At 61.3% G+C, this 15,957-nt stretch carries 17 protein-coding genes; 5 read left to right on the top strand and 12 right to left on the bottom strand.

The window, feature by feature from the left end; translation table 11 throughout:
• The 4 genes from Q4P21_RS10240 to Q4P21_RS10225 form a co-directional block, all read left to right on the top strand.
• The coding region (locus Q4P21_RS10240) for an FAD-dependent oxidoreductase (protein ID WP_303388674.1) at window positions 1–656 on the top strand (656 nt) is incomplete at its 5' end.
• Between the two features lie 63 nt (window positions 657–719).
• Window positions 720–2,324 carry a sodium-dependent transporter gene (locus tag Q4P21_RS10235; protein ID WP_303388673.1) on the top strand — a complete coding sequence of 535 codons (1,605 nt, stop codon included), beginning with the start codon at window positions 720–722 and terminating at the stop codon, window positions 2,322–2,324.
• Window positions 2,321–2,461 (top strand): methionine/alanine import family NSS transporter small subunit, encoded by a 141-nt coding sequence (locus tag Q4P21_RS10230; protein WP_207346164.1) that lies wholly within the window; start codon window positions 2,321–2,323, stop codon window positions 2,459–2,461. Before Q4P21_RS10235 ends, Q4P21_RS10230 begins: the two co-directional genes overlap by 4 nt.
• A gap of 259 nt (window positions 2,462–2,720) precedes the next feature.
• Window positions 2,721–4,130, top strand: a complete 1,410-nt coding sequence (locus tag Q4P21_RS10225; RefSeq protein WP_303388672.1) for an MFS transporter — start codon at window positions 2,721–2,723, stop codon at window positions 4,128–4,130.
• 107 nt (window positions 4,131–4,237) lie between these two features.
• On the opposite strand, the gene Q4P21_RS10220 is transcribed toward Q4P21_RS10225, so the two are convergent.
• From Q4P21_RS10220 to Q4P21_RS10180, 9 genes are all read right to left on the bottom strand, one after another.
• Complete coding sequence (locus Q4P21_RS10220) at window positions 4,238–4,411, bottom strand: hypothetical protein (protein ID WP_303388671.1); 174 nt, start codon at window positions 4,409–4,411, stop codon at window positions 4,238–4,240.
• Window positions 4,412–4,465: 54 nt separating this feature from the next.
• Complete coding sequence (locus tag Q4P21_RS10215; protein ID WP_303388670.1) at window positions 4,466–5,041, bottom strand: glycosyl hydrolase family 8; 576 nt, start codon at window positions 5,039–5,041, stop codon at window positions 4,466–4,468.
• 10 nt (window positions 5,042–5,051) lie between these two features.
• The gene (locus Q4P21_RS10210; RefSeq protein ID WP_303388669.1) at window positions 5,052–5,501 is read right to left on the bottom strand and encodes a response regulator transcription factor; all 450 of its coding nucleotides are present in this window, start codon (window positions 5,499–5,501) and stop codon (window positions 5,052–5,054) included.
• A 13-nt stretch (window positions 5,502–5,514) separates the two neighbouring features.
• On the bottom strand, window positions 5,515–6,333 hold the full coding sequence (locus Q4P21_RS10205) for a hypothetical protein (RefSeq protein ID WP_303388668.1): 819 nt from the start codon (window positions 6,331–6,333) through the stop codon (window positions 5,515–5,517).
• A complete protein-coding gene (locus Q4P21_RS10200) occupies window positions 6,330–7,754 on the bottom strand; it encodes a glycosyltransferase (protein ID WP_303388667.1) in 1,425 nt (474 codons plus the stop codon). Before Q4P21_RS10200 ends, Q4P21_RS10205 begins: the two co-directional genes overlap by 4 nt.
• A 263-nt stretch (window positions 7,755–8,017) precedes the next feature.
• Window positions 8,018–9,619: a beta-propeller fold lactonase family protein gene (locus Q4P21_RS10195; RefSeq protein WP_303388666.1), complete on the bottom strand. Its 1,602-nt coding sequence runs from the start codon at window positions 9,617–9,619 to the stop codon at window positions 8,018–8,020.
• 50 nt (window positions 9,620–9,669) lie between these two features.
• Window positions 9,670–10,185, bottom strand: coding sequence for a hypothetical protein (locus Q4P21_RS10190; RefSeq protein WP_303388665.1), 516 nt, complete (start codon window positions 10,183–10,185; stop codon window positions 9,670–9,672).
• Complete coding sequence (locus Q4P21_RS10185) at window positions 10,182–10,850, bottom strand: hypothetical protein (protein WP_303388664.1); 669 nt, start codon at window positions 10,848–10,850, stop codon at window positions 10,182–10,184. The genes Q4P21_RS10190 and Q4P21_RS10185 overlap by 4 nt, the downstream gene beginning before the upstream one ends.
• A gap of 126 nt (window positions 10,851–10,976) precedes the next feature.
• Entirely contained in the window at window positions 10,977–11,492 is a 516-nt protein-coding gene (locus Q4P21_RS10180; RefSeq protein WP_303388663.1) for a hypothetical protein, read from the bottom strand.
• Between the two features lie 481 nt (window positions 11,493–11,973).
• Here Q4P21_RS10180 and Q4P21_RS10175 point away from each other — a divergent pair, with 481 nt between their 5' ends.
• Window positions 11,974–12,660: a response regulator transcription factor gene (locus Q4P21_RS10175; RefSeq protein ID WP_303388662.1), complete on the top strand. Its 687-nt coding sequence runs from the start codon at window positions 11,974–11,976 to the stop codon at window positions 12,658–12,660.
• 139 nt (window positions 12,661–12,799) lie between these two features.
• Here the strand turns inward: Q4P21_RS10175 and Q4P21_RS10170 are convergent, their stop codons facing one another.
• From Q4P21_RS10170 to Q4P21_RS10160, 3 genes are all read right to left on the bottom strand, one after another.
• A complete protein-coding gene (locus tag Q4P21_RS10170; protein ID WP_303388661.1) occupies window positions 12,800–14,599 on the bottom strand; it encodes a biotin carboxylase N-terminal domain-containing protein in 1,800 nt (599 codons plus the stop codon).
• Between the two features lie 384 nt (window positions 14,600–14,983).
• Entirely contained in the window at window positions 14,984–15,322 is a 339-nt protein-coding gene (locus Q4P21_RS10165) for a transcriptional regulator (protein WP_303388660.1), read from the bottom strand.
• A complete protein-coding gene (locus Q4P21_RS10160) occupies window positions 15,319–15,762 on the bottom strand; it encodes a hypothetical protein (protein WP_303388659.1) in 444 nt (147 codons plus the stop codon). The genes Q4P21_RS10165 and Q4P21_RS10160 overlap by 4 nt, the downstream gene beginning before the upstream one ends.
• Window positions 15,763–15,957 lie beyond the last annotated feature (195 nt).

Raw genomic sequence — 15,957 nt, 5'->3', positions numbered from 1 at the left:
GCACGGACGACGGCGTGATCGTCACCTTGGGGGACGGCAGCACCGTCACCGGCTCGCACTGCCTGGTGTGCGTGGGATCCATCCCGAACACGACCGACATCGGCCTAGAAGCGGCGGGCGTTGAGGTCACCCGCAGCGGCCACATCAAGGTCGACGGCGTCTCCCGCACCAGCGCGCCCAACGTGTACGCAGCGGGCGACTGCACCGGTGTGTTTGCGTTGGCTTCCGTCGCCGCCATGCAGGGTCGCATCGCCGTTGCCCACTTGGGCGGGGACGGTGTGTCACCGCTGAAGCTGAACAAGGTTTCTTCCAATATCTTCACGTCCCCGGAAATTGCCTCGGTGGGCGTTTCTGAAGCCGACATTGCCTCCGGCAGGTGCCAAGGCGACGTAGTCAAGCTGTCGCTGAAGACCAACGCCCGTGCCAAGATGCGCAACGTGGACGACGGTTTCATCAAGATCATCGCCCGCAAGGGCACCGGTACTGTCATTGGCGGCGTGGTGGTGGGAACTGGTGCCTGTGAGCTGATTTTCCCGATCGCCTTGGCCGTGGCGCAGAACCTGCACGTGGATGACGTTGCGAACACGTTCACGGTGTACCCGTCCCTGTCAGGTTCCATTTCGGAAGCTGCCCGCAGGTTGCACGTCCACATGTAGGCTGGCCGTCCACATAATGGCGCCGGTTGTCCAACAGGTGGACAGTTTCGCTAATGTAGGCTCATGACAAAATCACCCGCAGGCCGGGGCGGAACAGCTGCCCCGGCCCGTCGAGAGACATTCTCCTCGCGAAGACTCTTCATCCTCTCAGCCATCGGCTCCGCCGTTGGCCTGGGCAACATTTGGCGTTTCCCGTACGTCGCCTATGAAAACGGCGGCGGCGCCTTCCTGATCCCGTACCTGGTTGCGCTGCTGTGCGCCGGCATCCCGCTGCTCTTCCTGGACTATTCCATTGGCCACCGCTTCCGCGGCTCGGCCCCGCTGTCCTACCGGCGCCTGCACCGCGCAGCCGAACCGATTGGCTGGTGGCAGGTGTTGATCTGCTTCGTCATCGCCGTCTACTATGCCGCTATCATCGCCTGGGCCGCCATGTATACGTGGTTCTCTCTGACGAAGGCCTGGGGGGATGACGCGGAGGGCTTCTTCTTCAACAACTTCCTGAAGTCCGCCGACCAGGCGGGGCTGTCCTTTGACTTCGTCGCCAAGGTCTTCTTCCCGATGCTGGCAGTATGGATCGTGGTCATTGTGATCATGGTAGCCGGCGTGAACAAGGGCATTTCACGGGCCAATGCCATATTCCTTCCGCTGCTGATTGCCATGTTCGTGATCCTCGTGGTGCAGTCGCTGTTCCTGAAGGGTGCCATGGTGGGCTTGAACGCGTTCTTCACCCCCAACTGGGCCTCCCTGCAGGATCCCTCCGTGTGGGCTGCTGCCTTCGGCCACGTCTTCTTCTCCCTCTCCGTGGCCTTCGGCATCATGGTCACCTACTCCTCCTACTTGAAGCGCAAGACCGACCTGACCGGATCGGGCATGGTTGTTGCCTTCGCCAACTCCGGCTTCGAACTGCTCGCCGGCATCGGTGTTTTCGCGGCTCTCGGTTTCATGTCCGTGGCCTCCGGACAGGCTGTGGAGGATGTTGCCTCCGGCGGCATTGGGCTGGCCTTCGTGGCGTTCCCGACCATCGTCTCCGAAGCGCCCTTCGGTGCTGTGCTTGGCGTGCTGTTCTTCGGCTCCCTGGTGTTTGCCGGGCTGACCTCGCTGGTCTCCATCCTTGAAGTCATCGTGGCCGCATTCCAGGACAAATTGGGGTGGAGCCGCAAGGCAGCCACGCTGGTGGTCACGATCCCCATTGCGCTGATTTCGCTGATCCTGTTCCCGACCACCACCGGCATTCAGCTGCTGGACACCTCGGACGCGTTCGTGAACCAGTTCGGCATCCTGGCCTGCGCCCTTGTCACGGTCATTGTGGTCACGGCCGGGCTTGGCAGCCTCCCGCGCCTGCAGCGGCACGTCAACAAGACCTCCACCATCAAGATGGGCGTGGTGTGGCGCGTCCTGGTCGGCGGCGTTGTGCCGGTGGCCCTGGGCTACATGCTCATCAGCGAGCTTCAGCTCAAGAGCGCAGAACAGTATTCCGGTTATCCGGCATGGTTCAACGGTGTCTTCGGCTGGGGCATGGCCGCTGCTCTGATAGTGGGAGCACTGCTGCTCTCCTTGATTCCGTGGGGTGAGAAATCCAAACTCAATGATCCCGAGTATGAAGAGTTCAACGCCGCCGAAGTTCTTGAGGGCGACATCGACAACAACAAGATTGAGGTGAACGCATGACCCCGGTAGCCATCACCATGATGATCATTGCCTTGCTGACGGTGTGGGGCGGCTTGGGCCTGGCCCTGTGGAACCTCTCCCGCCACCCTGAAGAAAAAGAAGACCAGGTTCTGGAAGAAGTTTCGCAGGAGCTGTAATTCGCGGCGACGTTTGGTGACGGTAGCCAAACTGATTGATTTCCCCGCACGACGGCGGGAGGTGCCCCTCGCTGGGAGGCACCTCCCGCCGTCGTACGTTTATGCCCAAAACAGCGGCGGGCAAGAGGTGGGATGTCCACATATTGACAACAGCTGTCCATTAGGTGGACAGATTCGCTATTGTTGGTGGTCTGACATCACGAAGAAATAGCCGTGCAGCCGTCCTTGGCTGCGGTGCGGCGCAAGAGAAAGCTGCCTCATGAGTACTCCCCACAAAGCTGGGATAGTGGAGAACCCGCCAGCCAATAGCAAGGGCCGCGTGATTGTGGCAAGCCTCATTGGCACCACCATCGAGTTCTATGATTTCTACGTATACGCGACAGCCGCGGTGCTGGTGTTCCCGGCGCTGTTCTTCCCGAACGCCACAGGTTCCGTTGCCTTGCTGAGTTCCTTCGCCGTCTTTGGCGTGGCCTTTATTGCCCGGCCCCTGGGCTCGGTGGTGTTTGGCCACTTCGGTGACAAGATCGGCCGTAAGGGAACCCTCGTAGCGTCGCTCATGACCATGGGCATCGCCACGTTCCTGATCGGTTGCCTGCCCACGGCGCTGGTGCCCGGCTGGACCATCTTGGCCCCCGCGATGCTCGTCGTCCTGCGCTTCCTGCAGGGCCTCGCGCTGGGTGGGGAATGGAGCGGCGCCGCGCTGCTCGCCACCGAAAACGCTCCTGCAGGAAAACGCGCCATTTGGGGAACGTTCCCGCAGATGGGCGCTCCGATCGGCTTCATTTTGGCCAATGGACTGTTCCTCTGGATAAGTTTTGCGTTGACGTCCGAGCAGTTCATGGCATGGGGTTGGCGCATTCCGTTCCTGCTCAGTGCCGTCATGGTCATCATTGGCCTGTGGGTCCGCCTCAAGCTGGTGGAAACGCCCGCCTTCCAAAAGGTGATCGATGAAGGCGAAGTGTCGAAATTGCCGGTGGGCCGCGTCTTCAAGACCAGCTGGCGTCCGCTGATCCTGGGCACGTTCGTCATGCTGGCCACCTACGTGCTGTTCTACCTGATGACGACCTTCACGCTGTCGTACGGCACCACACCGGCAACGCTGGAAGCAGCCAAGGCCAAAGCGGCAGCCGCCGGCAAGCCCATGTCCGCGGACTCCATCGCCTCATGGGTTCCAGGGCTCGGATTCACCCGCAACGAGTTCCTGATCATGCTCATCATCGGCGTGGTCTTCTTCGGCATCTTCACCCTGGTCTCCGGGCCGCTGGCGGAAAAGTACGGCCGCCGCAAGATGCTGCTGTGGGTCACCTCCGGCATCATCGTCTTTGGTTTCACGTTCGTGCCCTTGTTCGGTGCAGGCACCGCAGGCGTGATGACGCTGCTGATCCTGGGCTTCACGCTCATGGGCCTCACCTTTGGCCCCATGGGTGCGCTCCTACCGGAAATGTTCCCCACGAACGTGCGGTACACCGGCTCGGCCATCAGCTACAACATGGCCAGCATTCTCGGTGCAGCCGTGGCCCCGTTCATCGCGGTGGCGCTGTGGCAGTCCGCTAATGGCAGTCCGGTACTGGTGGGAATCTACCTCTCCGCCATGGCTGTGCTGACCTTGATTGCGCTGCTGATCCTGAAGGAAACCCGCGACCTCGACTACACGTCGAACATGAGCTGACCCTCTCTTGACGGTAAAAGGCAGGTCCCACCCTCTCCGGTGGGACCTGCCTTTTACTTATTTTTCAGCCTTCGGTACCGGCCGCCGGTGGCGTTGAGTGTGCGGACTCAGGGCCGGAGGGCGGGGCCTCCGCCGTGGACGGGCGAATCGAGGTAAATCCGGCCCAGTGCTGTCCAGGCTGCACCGTCGTAGGTGGGGTGGGCTATGTTGAGCGTTTCCGCCCGGTCAAGGTTGGTGTGTGCTCCGGCAGGGTCGTTTGCTGCTGCCAGTGCGGCAGCCAAGGCGACATGGAAGATGGGGGTGTTGCTCGGCGGACAGTGCTGGATCGTTCAGGTTCAGCGGGCTTCCGTGCAGGCTGGCCGCAAGGGTGGCGGCACTGTTCGCGGCCATGGCAACATCTGCGGGAAGGCAGGATTCGCCCATGCGCACCGGCACCCTTGCTGGTCAGGCCACGGACCAAGCAGCAGAATCCGTCCGTGCACTGTCATGGCGGTGAGCTTGTTCATGATCTGCCCGGCCAAGATCCGTCCGTCCGCGGCGAAGTCGGTGCGTCCGAAGATGGTTCCTGCCACTGTCAGTGCACGGGCAGCGTCCAGGTCGGCATCGCTAGCGGGAGATGAATCCACGACTGCACCGTTGCCCCAATGCCAGGCAAGGAGCCTGTCACCTCGCATCAGATGGGCCCGTGTCCAGTCCCAGATTTTTTGGAAGGTTTGTTCATCGCCCACGGCTGCGGCAATGAGCATGCCGTATGCCTGGCCTTCGCTGACGGTGTCATTGCCCTGGTCGCTTCGCACCACGCGCCCGTCCCCGTCCACCCAGGTGAGAAGAAATTCCGACGCTGAGTCCCGGAGAGCCTGCTGCGGGCTCCGGCCTGGGGCCTTGTTCTTCTCGTAGCCGTTTCCACTCATGGGTTGCGGCTCATGAGGCTGGGATGTGCTGAGCCACGCCGCCATGGTGGAGGACGTTCCCTTGGGTGGGCCGAGCCGCTGGAAATTTGTTCCGCGGCCGACGTTGCAGGGCATCCACCCTGGCCTGGAGGATGCGGGGGCTGAAGGGTTTGGCGATGTAAGCATCGGCCCCTGCCTCTAACACCAGACACACGTCGAGTTGATCGTGGCTTGTGCTGATAATGAGGATGTAGGTGTCGCTGAATGCCCGAATCTGCCGGGTGGCTTCCAAACCGTCCATGCCGGGCAGGTGGAGCTCCGTCGTTACGAGGTCAGGCTGGTGCTTCCGTGCGAGCTGAATGCCCTCGCGTGCCGTCGACGAGGCGTGGACACGGTAGCCGCTCCCTTCCAGCAGCGCAGTCAGGAGTTCCCGCAGTTCAGGATCGGTTTCCATGACGACTGCTGTCAACTGCTCATTCATCGTGTCCACTGTGTCAGTTCCGTGACGCTGTGCCCGGAAGGGCGTAGCCGACTGTCACGGTGTCCAAAATGGTTTGACGGGTGAAAACGCCGGTACCCGGAGCTGTTTCGGTGAGCAGGTCAAAAGTGAAGATGATTTGGGTGCTGTGTGCGATGGGATTGGCCGGGAGTACCACTCCGGAGGAGTAGGAATACGGCGGCTCAGCGGCGAAATTGCCGGTGTCGTTGGCAAGAACCTTCCCGAGGGCGGTGGCGTTGAACCTGGTGACCTCAATGGCTCCTCCGTTCGTGGAGCCGTCCAGATGGGCGCTCAGACGGATTATTGGTGCGTCATCAGGTGTCAACGCGGCCGGATTGTCGCTCATCCAGTAATTGATGATGAGGTGCCGGGACGCAGCTCCCAAAGTATGGGTGACGGATCCCCGACTCAAGTCCCCGCTGACGGGAACCCAAGCCGGTGCCTTCGGTGCTGGCGTTTCGGTGCTGCTTTTCGCTGCCGGTGCAGTGGACGCTGCTGGACTGCCGCTCGCTGTCGGGGCAGCACGTTGGACGAGGGCGGCTTTCTGAACAGAGGGGGCGCCTGTGGCGCCGGGCAACCCCGGAACGGAGCAGCCGGAGATGGCCAGGACAGTCGCCAGCGCGATGGCGCTGAATGTGGTCCTGGTGAGCAGGCGGTGTGAGCTGGTTGAGGGGGTCATCTTGTTGTCCTTGCCGGAGTGCCGAGCGGAACCGCGGGAAGCACGGGCGGTGGCGGTGGGCTGTGTCTGTAGCTCTTCTTGGGCGCCGGAGCGCATGGATTCCTGCCGGCTGAGCCGGTGCGACGCCGGGCTCATACGTGGAATCCGTGGTGGTTGCGGAGGGTCTTGCGGAGCATGAATGCCGTCTGCACCATGGTGGTGATGTACAGCACGGGCCACCCAATTGAAAGGATCCCGGACTGGATGCTGACAGGAAGCTGCAGCCAGGCGAACACCATGCCGGCGCTGACCACCACGAAAACCACAACGGGCATCAGGTACGCACTGCCGGAACCACGTTCTGCTTGCGCCTGAGCGGCCCAGTTGTCCGTTTGGGCTCCAGTGAAGAACTTTGCCCAAGCCCGCACGAAATGTCCCATCCGAAGCCACAGGTATATTTCTGCCGGCAGCGCCACAAGTGCGAACGCGATGTCCTTTCCTGTTTTGCCCTGGATCGACACTGCAATGCGGAGGTTCAAAATCACGGCAACAATCGGTGGGATCAGCCACAACGGATAAAAGACATATGCGTGGATGCTCAGTGACGCAGCCAGAAGTGTGATGAAGGATATGCGGGTCAGGATGTTGATGACCATCGAGGCGTTCTCACTCCACCGCAGCCTCAGGTTCGGGTGGAGGGGTTGGCCCGGGGTGTTGCTGCGCTGCCCGGGCCACATCAGATCGATGGCCCCGTAATTCCATTTGACCTGCTGGCCGTCCAAGGCCCGCAGTGTGTTCATGCCACCCACTGAAGCGCGGGCGCGGGCAGAGATTTTCGTGGCATATCCGAGGTTCTTGATCTGAAGCGACAACAGTGAATCTTCCACTTCGGAGTCCTTGACCCAAGGTGTGGACTGTCGGTTGTCGATCATGACATTTTTCAACGCCTCCATCGACAACAGGGAGCACTGCCCGCCCAGCACGGCCATGTTCCTGCCGCGCAGAAGGTTGTCCATGTTGAACGCAGCGAACTGGGCGCGTTGGCCGGCGGTGAGAAACTTGGCCGTGAAACCACGCGTCTGGGGTTCCGCGACGGTGTAGATCGCGGAAATCCCACCAATGCGAGGGTCACTGAGGATTTCCTCTTCCAGTTGCGCAACAGCATGGCGGTCAGCGACCGTGTCCCCGTCCACGCCCAGAAAGTAGTCGTAGTCATCGCAAACCTGCGTGAAGCCGTAGTTCAAGGCACCGACCTTTTTGTCCTTGTTCGTCCCAATGTCATGGACAAACACCTCAGTGCGGTACATGGTGTCCTGGTAAACGTTCTGGTGGGGCCCGGCGAATTCGCGGGCCACGTAAAAGGTTTCATCGGTGGAGTTGTTGACGACGACGTGGATGACGTCTGGCAGGCGGGTCTGCATCAGCAGGGCCTGCAGAACCTCCGCGATGCTGGCCTCTTCGTTGTATGCGGGAATCACGCAGGCGATGGTTGTCCGGTTCGTCTCGTGCTGATGCTCCTCTTGCTGAAGAACGGACAGGTAGTCGGACTCCATGCGGTCTTGGATATGTGCAGTCACTTTAATGCTCCATTTGCTGTTCAGGTTCGATTGATTCCAACTCTGTACCTCAATGCTTAACCTCAGCCAAAGATAGAGCCTGAAATTCGCTTAAGATTTGCCCGCCAATTAAAGATTCCCTCAAGTCCCGCCCCAAGCCGTTTGACACCCACCTGGGCATTCACGCTGACGGGGGCAGGGTACCCTGGCCAGACGCGCCCTTACTTGGCGGCGAAGGAGGTGACGTTCGCGGCCGAAATTGTGAATGAAGAGACGGCCCCTGCCTATGCGGCGGTAATTGTCCCTGCAGGCAAGGCCGGCACAGTTATCACGGACACCGTGTACGAATTTTCGTTAGTGACGTAGACGTGTGCTCCATTTGGTGACACCGCCACTCCCATCGGCCTCAGCCCGACGGGGATGGTCGCCGACACCTTTTTGGTGGCCACATCAACCACTGACACCGTGTTCGAAACAGAATTGGCGACGTAGAGGTGTTCCCCGTCGGGGGAAACAGCCACCGAGGACGGGGCGGTCCCGACGGCGATGGTTGCCGAGATCGCATTGGTGGCCGTTTCAATCACGTTCACCGCATTCGGACTCGTGGTGGCGACGTACACATGTGCCCCGTCGGGGGAGACCGCCGCCGAGGAGGGGGCGGCCCCGCGCACGAACGGGATGATGGCCGAAACCGTATTGGTGGCCGTGGCAATCACCGACACCGTGTCATCGCCAGCGTTGGTGACATATACATAGGCCCCATCCGGCGTCACAACAACCGCGTCCGGGTAAACCCCGACGGGGATGGTGGCAGAGACCGTGTTGGTGGCCGTGGCGATCACCGACACCGAGTTCGAACGGTAGTTGGCGACGTAGACATGGGCCCCATCCGGCGTCACGGCCAACCCCCACGGATAGGCTCCGGTTGTGATGTTCTTGACTATCAAGTTAGTAGCTGTATCGACCACAACCACAGTATTGACATAAGGCCTAGTGACGTAAAGGTACTTCCCGTCAGGCGACAGGGCCACCTCATAGGGGTTCCCCCCGACCGCAATGGCTGACACCGTGTTGCTGGCCGTGGCAATCACGGACACGGTGCCCAGACTGAAGTTTGCGACGTACGCGCGTGTCCCGTCCGGAGATACCACGACCCCCACGGGGGATGTGCCGACTGCCACCGCGGGAGGGGTGCCGGGCGGGGCTACCGTTATTGCTGTGCTGCACGCACTGGTGCTGGGGGTGTTGTAGGTGTCGGTGGGGGTGTACGTGGTTTGCCAATAGTAGGTCCCGATGGGTGGTTGCAGGGATCCGGTGGCTGTTTTGTTGCTGACGGGCTGGGGTGGTGTGGTGAGGGCCGGCTGGCCTGAGCAGTTGGTGGTGGTGTAGAGGCTGAAGGTTAGGGTGCCTGCGGGGGAGCCGTAGCCTGAGTTTCCGCTGACGTTTGCAGTTGCGGTGAAGTTGGTTCCGGCGGGCCCGGATTGCGGGGTGGTGCCGGTGATGGTGGTGGTGGTGGCTTGTTTGGGTGTGGTGGTGGTGAGGGTGGCAGGGCTGCGCCAGTTGTACATGGCCGCTGAGAGGGAGAAGGTGTAGGCGGTGTTCGGGGTCAACCCGGACGCGGTGCAGACGGTGGTACTGGTCCCGGGGTGTGCCGGGCAGCCTGTAAGGGTGGCTGGTGATTGGGCCAGGTCGTAGCTGGTGGGTTGGAAGGGCTGGGTCCAGGCGAGTGTTGTGCTCGTGGCGGTTACCGTTGTTGCCGTGAGGGTCGGTGCGGGCAGCGTGGCGGCGTCCGAGCGGGCGGCGGAGCCTGTGGAGGTGGCGCTCCAGTAGCTGTAGGCGGGGGCGGCAAGCCCGAGCGCGGCGCCCAGCAGGGCAGCAACAGTCACTGCACGCCGGAATCTGTGGCGGGGCGGCCGGGCATGGTTTGGGGCCGCCTTCATTGCTGGGCCTCGACAGTGACGGGGATGTTGAAGCTGGCGCCCTGGCAGTCAGCGGCAGACGAAGTGCCCATCGCGGACGCCGCTGGCAGATGGAGCACTTGGCTCGATCCGCCGGGCAGTGAAATATTCAGCGTTATGGTTGCCGGGATGCTGACACCGGAGTTGCCCAAGGTTGAGGGCCATCCCGGATCGCTGGTGCACTCGACGCCGCCTTGAACGCTGACTGGTCCACCTTGTGAGACGCGTACCAGCGTCACCGCGTAGGTGTTGGGATTGGTGACCTGCAGGATCAGGTCACCGCGCGCTCCCGGCTGAAGCGGCACCGTGGGGGTTCCGGTGGTGGCCGGAAGGATAATCAAGGACTGCAGGGTGCCACTGGCTGTGGTTCCCGTCCCTGCCCCGCCTGAGGTGAAGTAGGCCAGGGCAGGGGTGGAGAAAAGCCCGCAGACCAGAGCTAGGACGCATGCTGCTGTCAGGAGTGCGGTGCGCCGCACTGCGACGAGGCGGTTCATGAGCAGGCCTTGGCTCGGCGGCGTCTGGCCGCTGCGAGCAGCATCCAGCCGGCCGAGCCCAGGACGCCGGCGCCGAGGAGGAACCCGCCGAGGGCTGCGCCGGTTGTCGGGAGTTCCTGCTCGGGTGCTGGACCAATCTGGTTTGCATAAGTCGCCGTCCCGGAGAACGTGAAGTTCAGTGTCTTTTGTTGGCAGTCGTCCTGGTTGCTCGGGGTGTTCTTGAGCTGGATCGGCAGTCCGGGGGTTTCACTGTGGCCACCGGCTGGCACCTGCAAGGTGCCGGAGAAGCTTGGCAGGAGCAGTTTCTCGGCGGTGCAGCCCGACGGAGGGGAAGGGTAGGCCGGGTCAAGTGCCATGGTGATTGTCTTGACCGTGATTGCTTGATCCATCGAGTTGTGGACCCGGTAGACAACGCACCGGGTTATCCCGGGCACCAGCACGGCCACGGGACCCTGGCATAGCGGCGTGGCGGAGGATCCGGCAGGCATGGAGCGGACCTCGCCTTCGATCCGGAATGTGGCCGGGCTCGAGCCGAGCAGTTCCGGAAGCGGGGGGTTGCTGGCAGCGGTGAGCAGAAACGCGAGGAGCGCGAGGAATGCGGCGCTGGGGATGCAGCGGTTGTTCCTCCACCTCTCGCGCTTGCAGAACACCGTCAATCGATTCACTGCGCATCCTGCCTCTCTTCCACCGCGTGCAAGCGCTGCCCATCCCGCAACCGGGATGGGCAGGCACCTGTACTAGCTGACTGTGTCGATTGTCTCGACAGTCTTGACTGCGTTGAGCCAGTTCACTTAGCCGATGGTGTAGGCCAGGTTGACGATGGCGCCCTTGCAAGCGTCTTGGTTGGTGGGCTTGTCGTTGAACTTGATCGTGGCACCAGACCACGAGCCCTGCTTGAATCCGACCGGTACTTCAGCGTCTACAGTCATGACCGCTCCATCAAGGGTGTAATCCGAAGCGTCGCAGGTGCCGGTCGGGGCGGGGCCGCTGATGCCGGGTGCGGCCTTGATGACGGAGGAGATACTGGCGGTCACCGTGCCAACGTAGACGGGACCCTCATCACCATTGGTGAAGTTGCCGCTGAGAGCTTGGGCAGTGTCGCCGGGGTGCATGTCAGTGACGGTGGTGGTCTGCACGGGCAGGATGTTGGAGGTGGTGCCGGTGGCAGCCGAGCCGGTACCGGCGCCGCCCACGGTCCAGTAGGCGAAGGCTGCGCCGCCGCCAACGAGCACCAGCCCCGCCGTCAGCCACAAAATCTTCTTGGAGCGACCGGACTTTGGAGCATTCTCGTTCTGTACTGCACTCATGTTTATCCCCTGGATGTGTATTTTGGTGATGACCTTTAAATCGAGTCTAAGAGGCCCGAATTAGCAACAATAACAAAGAAATGGAGGCGTTCCAGCCGCGCAATGGACTTATAGACCGAGACCGTATTGCAGGGTCGGGCAATTGTTGTCAAAGACAATGACGTCGCTCACTGTTACGAGTGGAATGTAGACGTCTGGCTGCCATCTGCGTAATTTTCACGGATGATTCATGGAAAATGGTGGTCTCACCGTCGGTTCGCCTGTCCGAACGGACTGATTATTGAGCCGTTAGTTCAATCTGAGCATTCACTAGTCTATTTTTTTATATACTTTAGTTCTATGAATTGTTTCTAAGCAGTGGAGCAATCTTTCCCTGACGGCGGAACAACACCGGAAGAATTAATTTCCCCAGCTGTGTAATGGCTCATATTTTTTGACGTTCATTTATGGGACTGGATGATTGCCTCAAAGGAGAGTGCAAATGACGAACGGCACACCGATACGCGTGCATCTGGTCGATGGGGACTTTCTCCTTCACCAAGGTCTTCGAGCCGTCTTGGCGGGCCTGGACTACGTGAGATTGGATGCGGTGTCCCGGACGGGGGAGGAAGCCGTAGCGGCCGTCGTTGCTTCGGACCCGGACATCGTGCTGATGGAACGGAAACTTCCCGGGATGGATGGAATCGCCGTCATCCGCAGCATTGCTGAGCAGTCGCCGCGCACAAAGATCGTCATGCTCTGCTCCGAGACGGACCGTGAAACCATGATCCAGGCTTACCAAGCCGGAGCCGTGAGCTATTTGGCAAAAACTCAGATCACTGAGGATCTGGGCCCCGCTCTGAGGATGATTCACCGCGGCGCGGCCATCTTCTCGATGACCGCGGCCTCTCCCAGGCTGCAGAGCCCAGGCGCGCCCCCGCGTCACGATCGACTGGTATTAGAAAGCGAGCTCAACAGCCATGGCACGAAGCTTCTGGCGGCCGTGGCTGCGGGAGACACTAATGCCGAAATCGGGCGCTCCCTTCATTTGAGTGAAGCCACGATCAAGGCGCAACTGGCCAGCATCATGAAGCGCCTCAAAGTTAACAACCGGGTGCAGTTGGCGGTCCTGGGTGTGCGCAGCGGTCTTGTGGACACCATGGAACCCCACACCCTTATGAAACATTAAGCGTCACTAGGCTTCCTGCCGCACTGGGCCGATCGGTGTTGCAATGTCTCCAGGTGCAGAGCCTGCTGCACACCCAAACAAAGCAGAAAGCGGACCCTACCACTTCGGTGGGACCCGCCTTTTGGGTGTCCTGCTCTTTTTAGTCTTCGATGGTTGCCAGCACGGCGCCCGCGGAGACGGTGTCACCGGCTGCGGCGCTGAGACCCGTCACCGTACCTGCCCGGTGGGCTGTGAGCGGCTGCTCCATCTTCATGGCTTCAAGAACCACGATCAGATCACCTTCGGAGACAACGTCGCCGTCGGCCACTGCGACCTTGACGATGGTTCCCTGCATGGGGGAGGTGAGCGAATTGCCGTTGGCTGCCGCCGGGCCGGAACTGCGGTTGCGGCCGGACTTCTTGGCCTTCTTCGCGCCGCTGGAAGAACCATTGCTGAGCGCGAACGAGCCCGGCAGCGTCACCTCAAGCCGCTTGCCACCCACCTCGACGGTGACGCTTTGGCGGGTGCCGGCGTCGTCCGTTGCATGGGCGCCCTGGGATAGGTCAAAGGCGGGGATGGTGTTGTTGAACTCGGTTTCGATCCAGCGGGTGTGGATCGTGAATGGTGCCCCGTTGGCCGGTGCGAAGGCGGGGTCCGCGACCACTGCGCGGTGGAACGGCAGGACGGTGGGCATGCCGCCGATTTCCATCTCGGCCAGGGCCCGGTTGGCGCGGGCGATGGCCTGCTCGCGGGTGGCGCCGGTGACAATCAGCTTGGCCAGCATGGAGTCAAAGTTGCCGCCGATGATTTCACCTGCCGTGATGCCGGAGTCGACGCGGACGCCGGGGCCGGTGGGCAAAACGAGGGTGGCGACAGTGCCCGGTGCCGGCATGAAGCCGCGGCCGGCATCCTCGCCATTGATGCGGAACTCGAGGGAGTGGCCGCGGACTTCGGGGTCGGTGTAGCCAAGTTCTTCGCCGCGGGCGAGCCTGAACTGTTCGCGAACCAGGTCAATTCCGGTGACTTCCTCCGAGACAGGGTGCTCCACCTGCAGGCGGGTGTTGACCTCGAGGAAGGAGATGGTGCCGTCGTTGGCAACAAGGAACTCACAAGTTCCGGCGCCCACATAATGGGCCTCCTTCAAGATGGCCTTGGAGGCTTCGTAGAGCTTGGCGTTCTGTGCGTCGGTAAGGAATGGCGCAGGGGCCTCTTCAACAAGTTTCTGGTTCCGGCGCTGGAGGGAGCAGTCGCGCGTGGAGATGACGACGACGTTGCCGGCTTCATCTGCCAGGCACTGGGTTTCCACATGGCGGGGAGCGTCAAGGAAGCGCTCCACAAAGCACTCGCCACGGCCAAAGGCGGCGACGGCTTCACGCACAGCGGATTCGTACAGCTCGGGGATTTCTTCGCGGGTGCGCACCACTTTGATGCCGCGGCCGCCACCGCCGAAGGCAGCCTTGATGGCCAGTGGTAGGCCGAATTCGTCGGCGAAGTCGAGCACTTCCTGGGTGGATTCAACCGGGTTCTTGGTTCCAGGGACCAAGGGGGCGCCCACCTTCTCGGCGATGTGGCGGGCCTGGACCTTGTCGCCCAAGGCGGCAATGGCAGCGGCTGGGGGGCCGATCCAGGTCAGCCCGGCATCAACCACCTTTTGGGCGAATTCAGCGTTCTCCGAGAGGAATCCGTACCCGGGGTGGATGGCGTCGGCGCCGGACTGGCGGGCGGCGTCGAGAATCTTGTCCATGACAAGGTAGGAGTCGGCGGCTGTGGTGCCGCCCAGTGCGAAGGCCTCGTCGGCCATGCGCACGTGCAGTGCTTCCCTGTCCGGCTCCGCGTAGACGGCGACGGAGGCAATGCCTTCGTCGCGGGCAGCCCGGATGATGCGGACAGCGATTTCGCCGCGGTTGGCAATCAGGACTTTGCTCAGCTTATGCACACTGGCGGGCTGTGAAATGGTCACACGGGACTCCTTCTATTCTCTCCAGAGCCTAGCGCGACTATGTCGGTTTTCCGCACACATCATGGCGTTTATGCGTGTGTGGAGTCATTCTTTTGTGGAGAAGCTACAAAAATGTGGAATTGCGTCATACTCAATCCGGGTTTGTCGCATAAGCAGGCCCATGGACTCTCGGCGTGGGGCAGCGAGGCTACACCACGGTGCTGCCCTTGGCAGCGGGCAGATCGGGTGTCGTTCCTGCCATGGGGGACTGGAAGCGGCTGTCAGCTTCAGCGTGATCGACGGGCCCAACGGTGCGGATTTTGTAGTTTGCGAGGTGGTCTTCTAGCCGGTCTCGATCACATGGTTATTCATGGGTTTCTAGCCTCTTCGTGTTGATGATTGAGTTTAGGAGCCGGCGATCTGACGCAGAATCTGCAGATGGTGTTCCCAGGCCTGTCGGCCTGCGGGGGTGAGTTTTACCGAGGTGCGCGGAAACTTGCCCACAAACGCCTTCTTGATTTGCACGAACCCAGCCTTTTCCAGCGTTGACAGCTGTTTGCTGAGGACGGAGTCACTCACTTGGATGGTGTTGCGCAGGTCCTTGAAGTCCATGGTTTCCGTCTTGGACAGGGCGGCGGCGATGGAAAACCTGACGGGCTGGTGCAGAACCTCGCTGAGTTCAAGGCGGGGGTGGGCGGGAGGTTCCGCGTGTGTTTCCTCTGGCTGGGCTGAGTGCTGGTTCATGCGCGCAATTCCCGGAAGGCCGCGGCCAGACCGGCGGCAGCGAGGATGACTGCGGCCGTGATGTAGTAGGCGAGGTTTCCGTTGGGGAACACGAAGACCCCAACGAAGAGGGCTGCGAGATAAAGCACTATGTATGCGGTGAGCGAGCCAGCGAAGCGCTTGGAGAATCCGGCCTTGGTGGTGGTGTGCATCCACGACCACGTGATGGCGGTGATGGCCGCCCACGCTCCCACCGTCATGGCCAGGAGCGCGGCGCCATAGCCTGTGTGGGCCACGATCTGGAAACCGATCATGAGCATCGAGCCGAGGATTGCCAAGGAGTTGAAGACCATGGCGGTGGGCCAGCCTGCCGCGCTGGTGGCGGTGCTGCCAACGGACTCGGCCGTGGCAAGGAGCGCACGGGCTTCGGCGGCTGATGGGGAGCTGTCATGGGAAGTCATGGTGGACCTTTTTTCGTTGGGTCGTGAAGTGCATTGACTCAACTATATGAAAGTACTTTCCGTTGCGTCAAGTACTTTCTAGAACTCTGTGAAATTACGCGCACGATTCCCGGCGAATTCCACGCATAAGTGCAGGATTGGGCCTGGAAGTCAGCGTCAGGCCCACAGGTCGGTGATGGACACCCCGGATTTGGC

Source organism: Arthrobacter sp., from assembly GCF_030540645.1.
GTDB lineage: Bacteria > Actinomycetota > Actinomycetes > Actinomycetales > Micrococcaceae > Specibacter.
This window is presented reverse-complemented; position numbering and strand designations above follow the sequence as displayed.

Bases quoted from the DNA above. Each gene is read 5' to 3' on its own strand.
- Q4P21_RS10235 (WP_303388673.1), top strand. From the start codon at position 720: ATGACAAAATCACCCGCAGGCCGGGGCGGAACAGCTGCCCCGGCCCGT.
- Q4P21_RS10230 (WP_207346164.1), top strand. From the start codon at position 2,321: ATGACCCCGGTAGCCATCACCATGATGATCATTGCCTTGCTGACGGTG.
- Q4P21_RS10225 (WP_303388672.1), top strand. From the start codon at position 2,721: ATGAGTACTCCCCACAAAGCTGGGATAGTGGAGAACCCGCCAGCCAAT.
- Q4P21_RS10215 (WP_303388670.1), bottom strand. From the start codon at position 5,041: ATGAGTGGAAACGGCTACGAGAAGAACAAGGCCCCAGGCCGGAGCCCG.
- Q4P21_RS10210 (WP_303388669.1), bottom strand. From the start codon at position 5,501: ATGAATGAGCAGTTGACAGCAGTCGTCATGGAAACCGATCCTGAACTG.
- Q4P21_RS10205 (WP_303388668.1), bottom strand. From the start codon at position 6,333: ATGAGCCCGGCGTCGCACCGGCTCAGCCGGCAGGAATCCATGCGCTCC.
- Q4P21_RS10190 (WP_303388665.1), bottom strand. From the start codon at position 10,185: ATGAACCGCCTCGTCGCAGTGCGGCGCACCGCACTCCTGACAGCAGCA.
- Q4P21_RS10180 (WP_303388663.1), bottom strand. From the start codon at position 11,492: ATGAGTGCAGTACAGAACGAGAATGCTCCAAAGTCCGGTCGCTCCAAG.
- Q4P21_RS10175 (WP_303388662.1), top strand. From the start codon at position 11,974: ATGACGAACGGCACACCGATACGCGTGCATCTGGTCGATGGGGACTTT.
- Q4P21_RS10165 (WP_303388660.1), bottom strand. From the start codon at position 15,322: ATGAACCAGCACTCAGCCCAGCCAGAGGAAACACACGCGGAACCTCCC.
- Q4P21_RS10160 (WP_303388659.1), bottom strand. From the start codon at position 15,762: ATGACTTCCCATGACAGCTCCCCATCAGCCGCCGAAGCCCGTGCGCTC.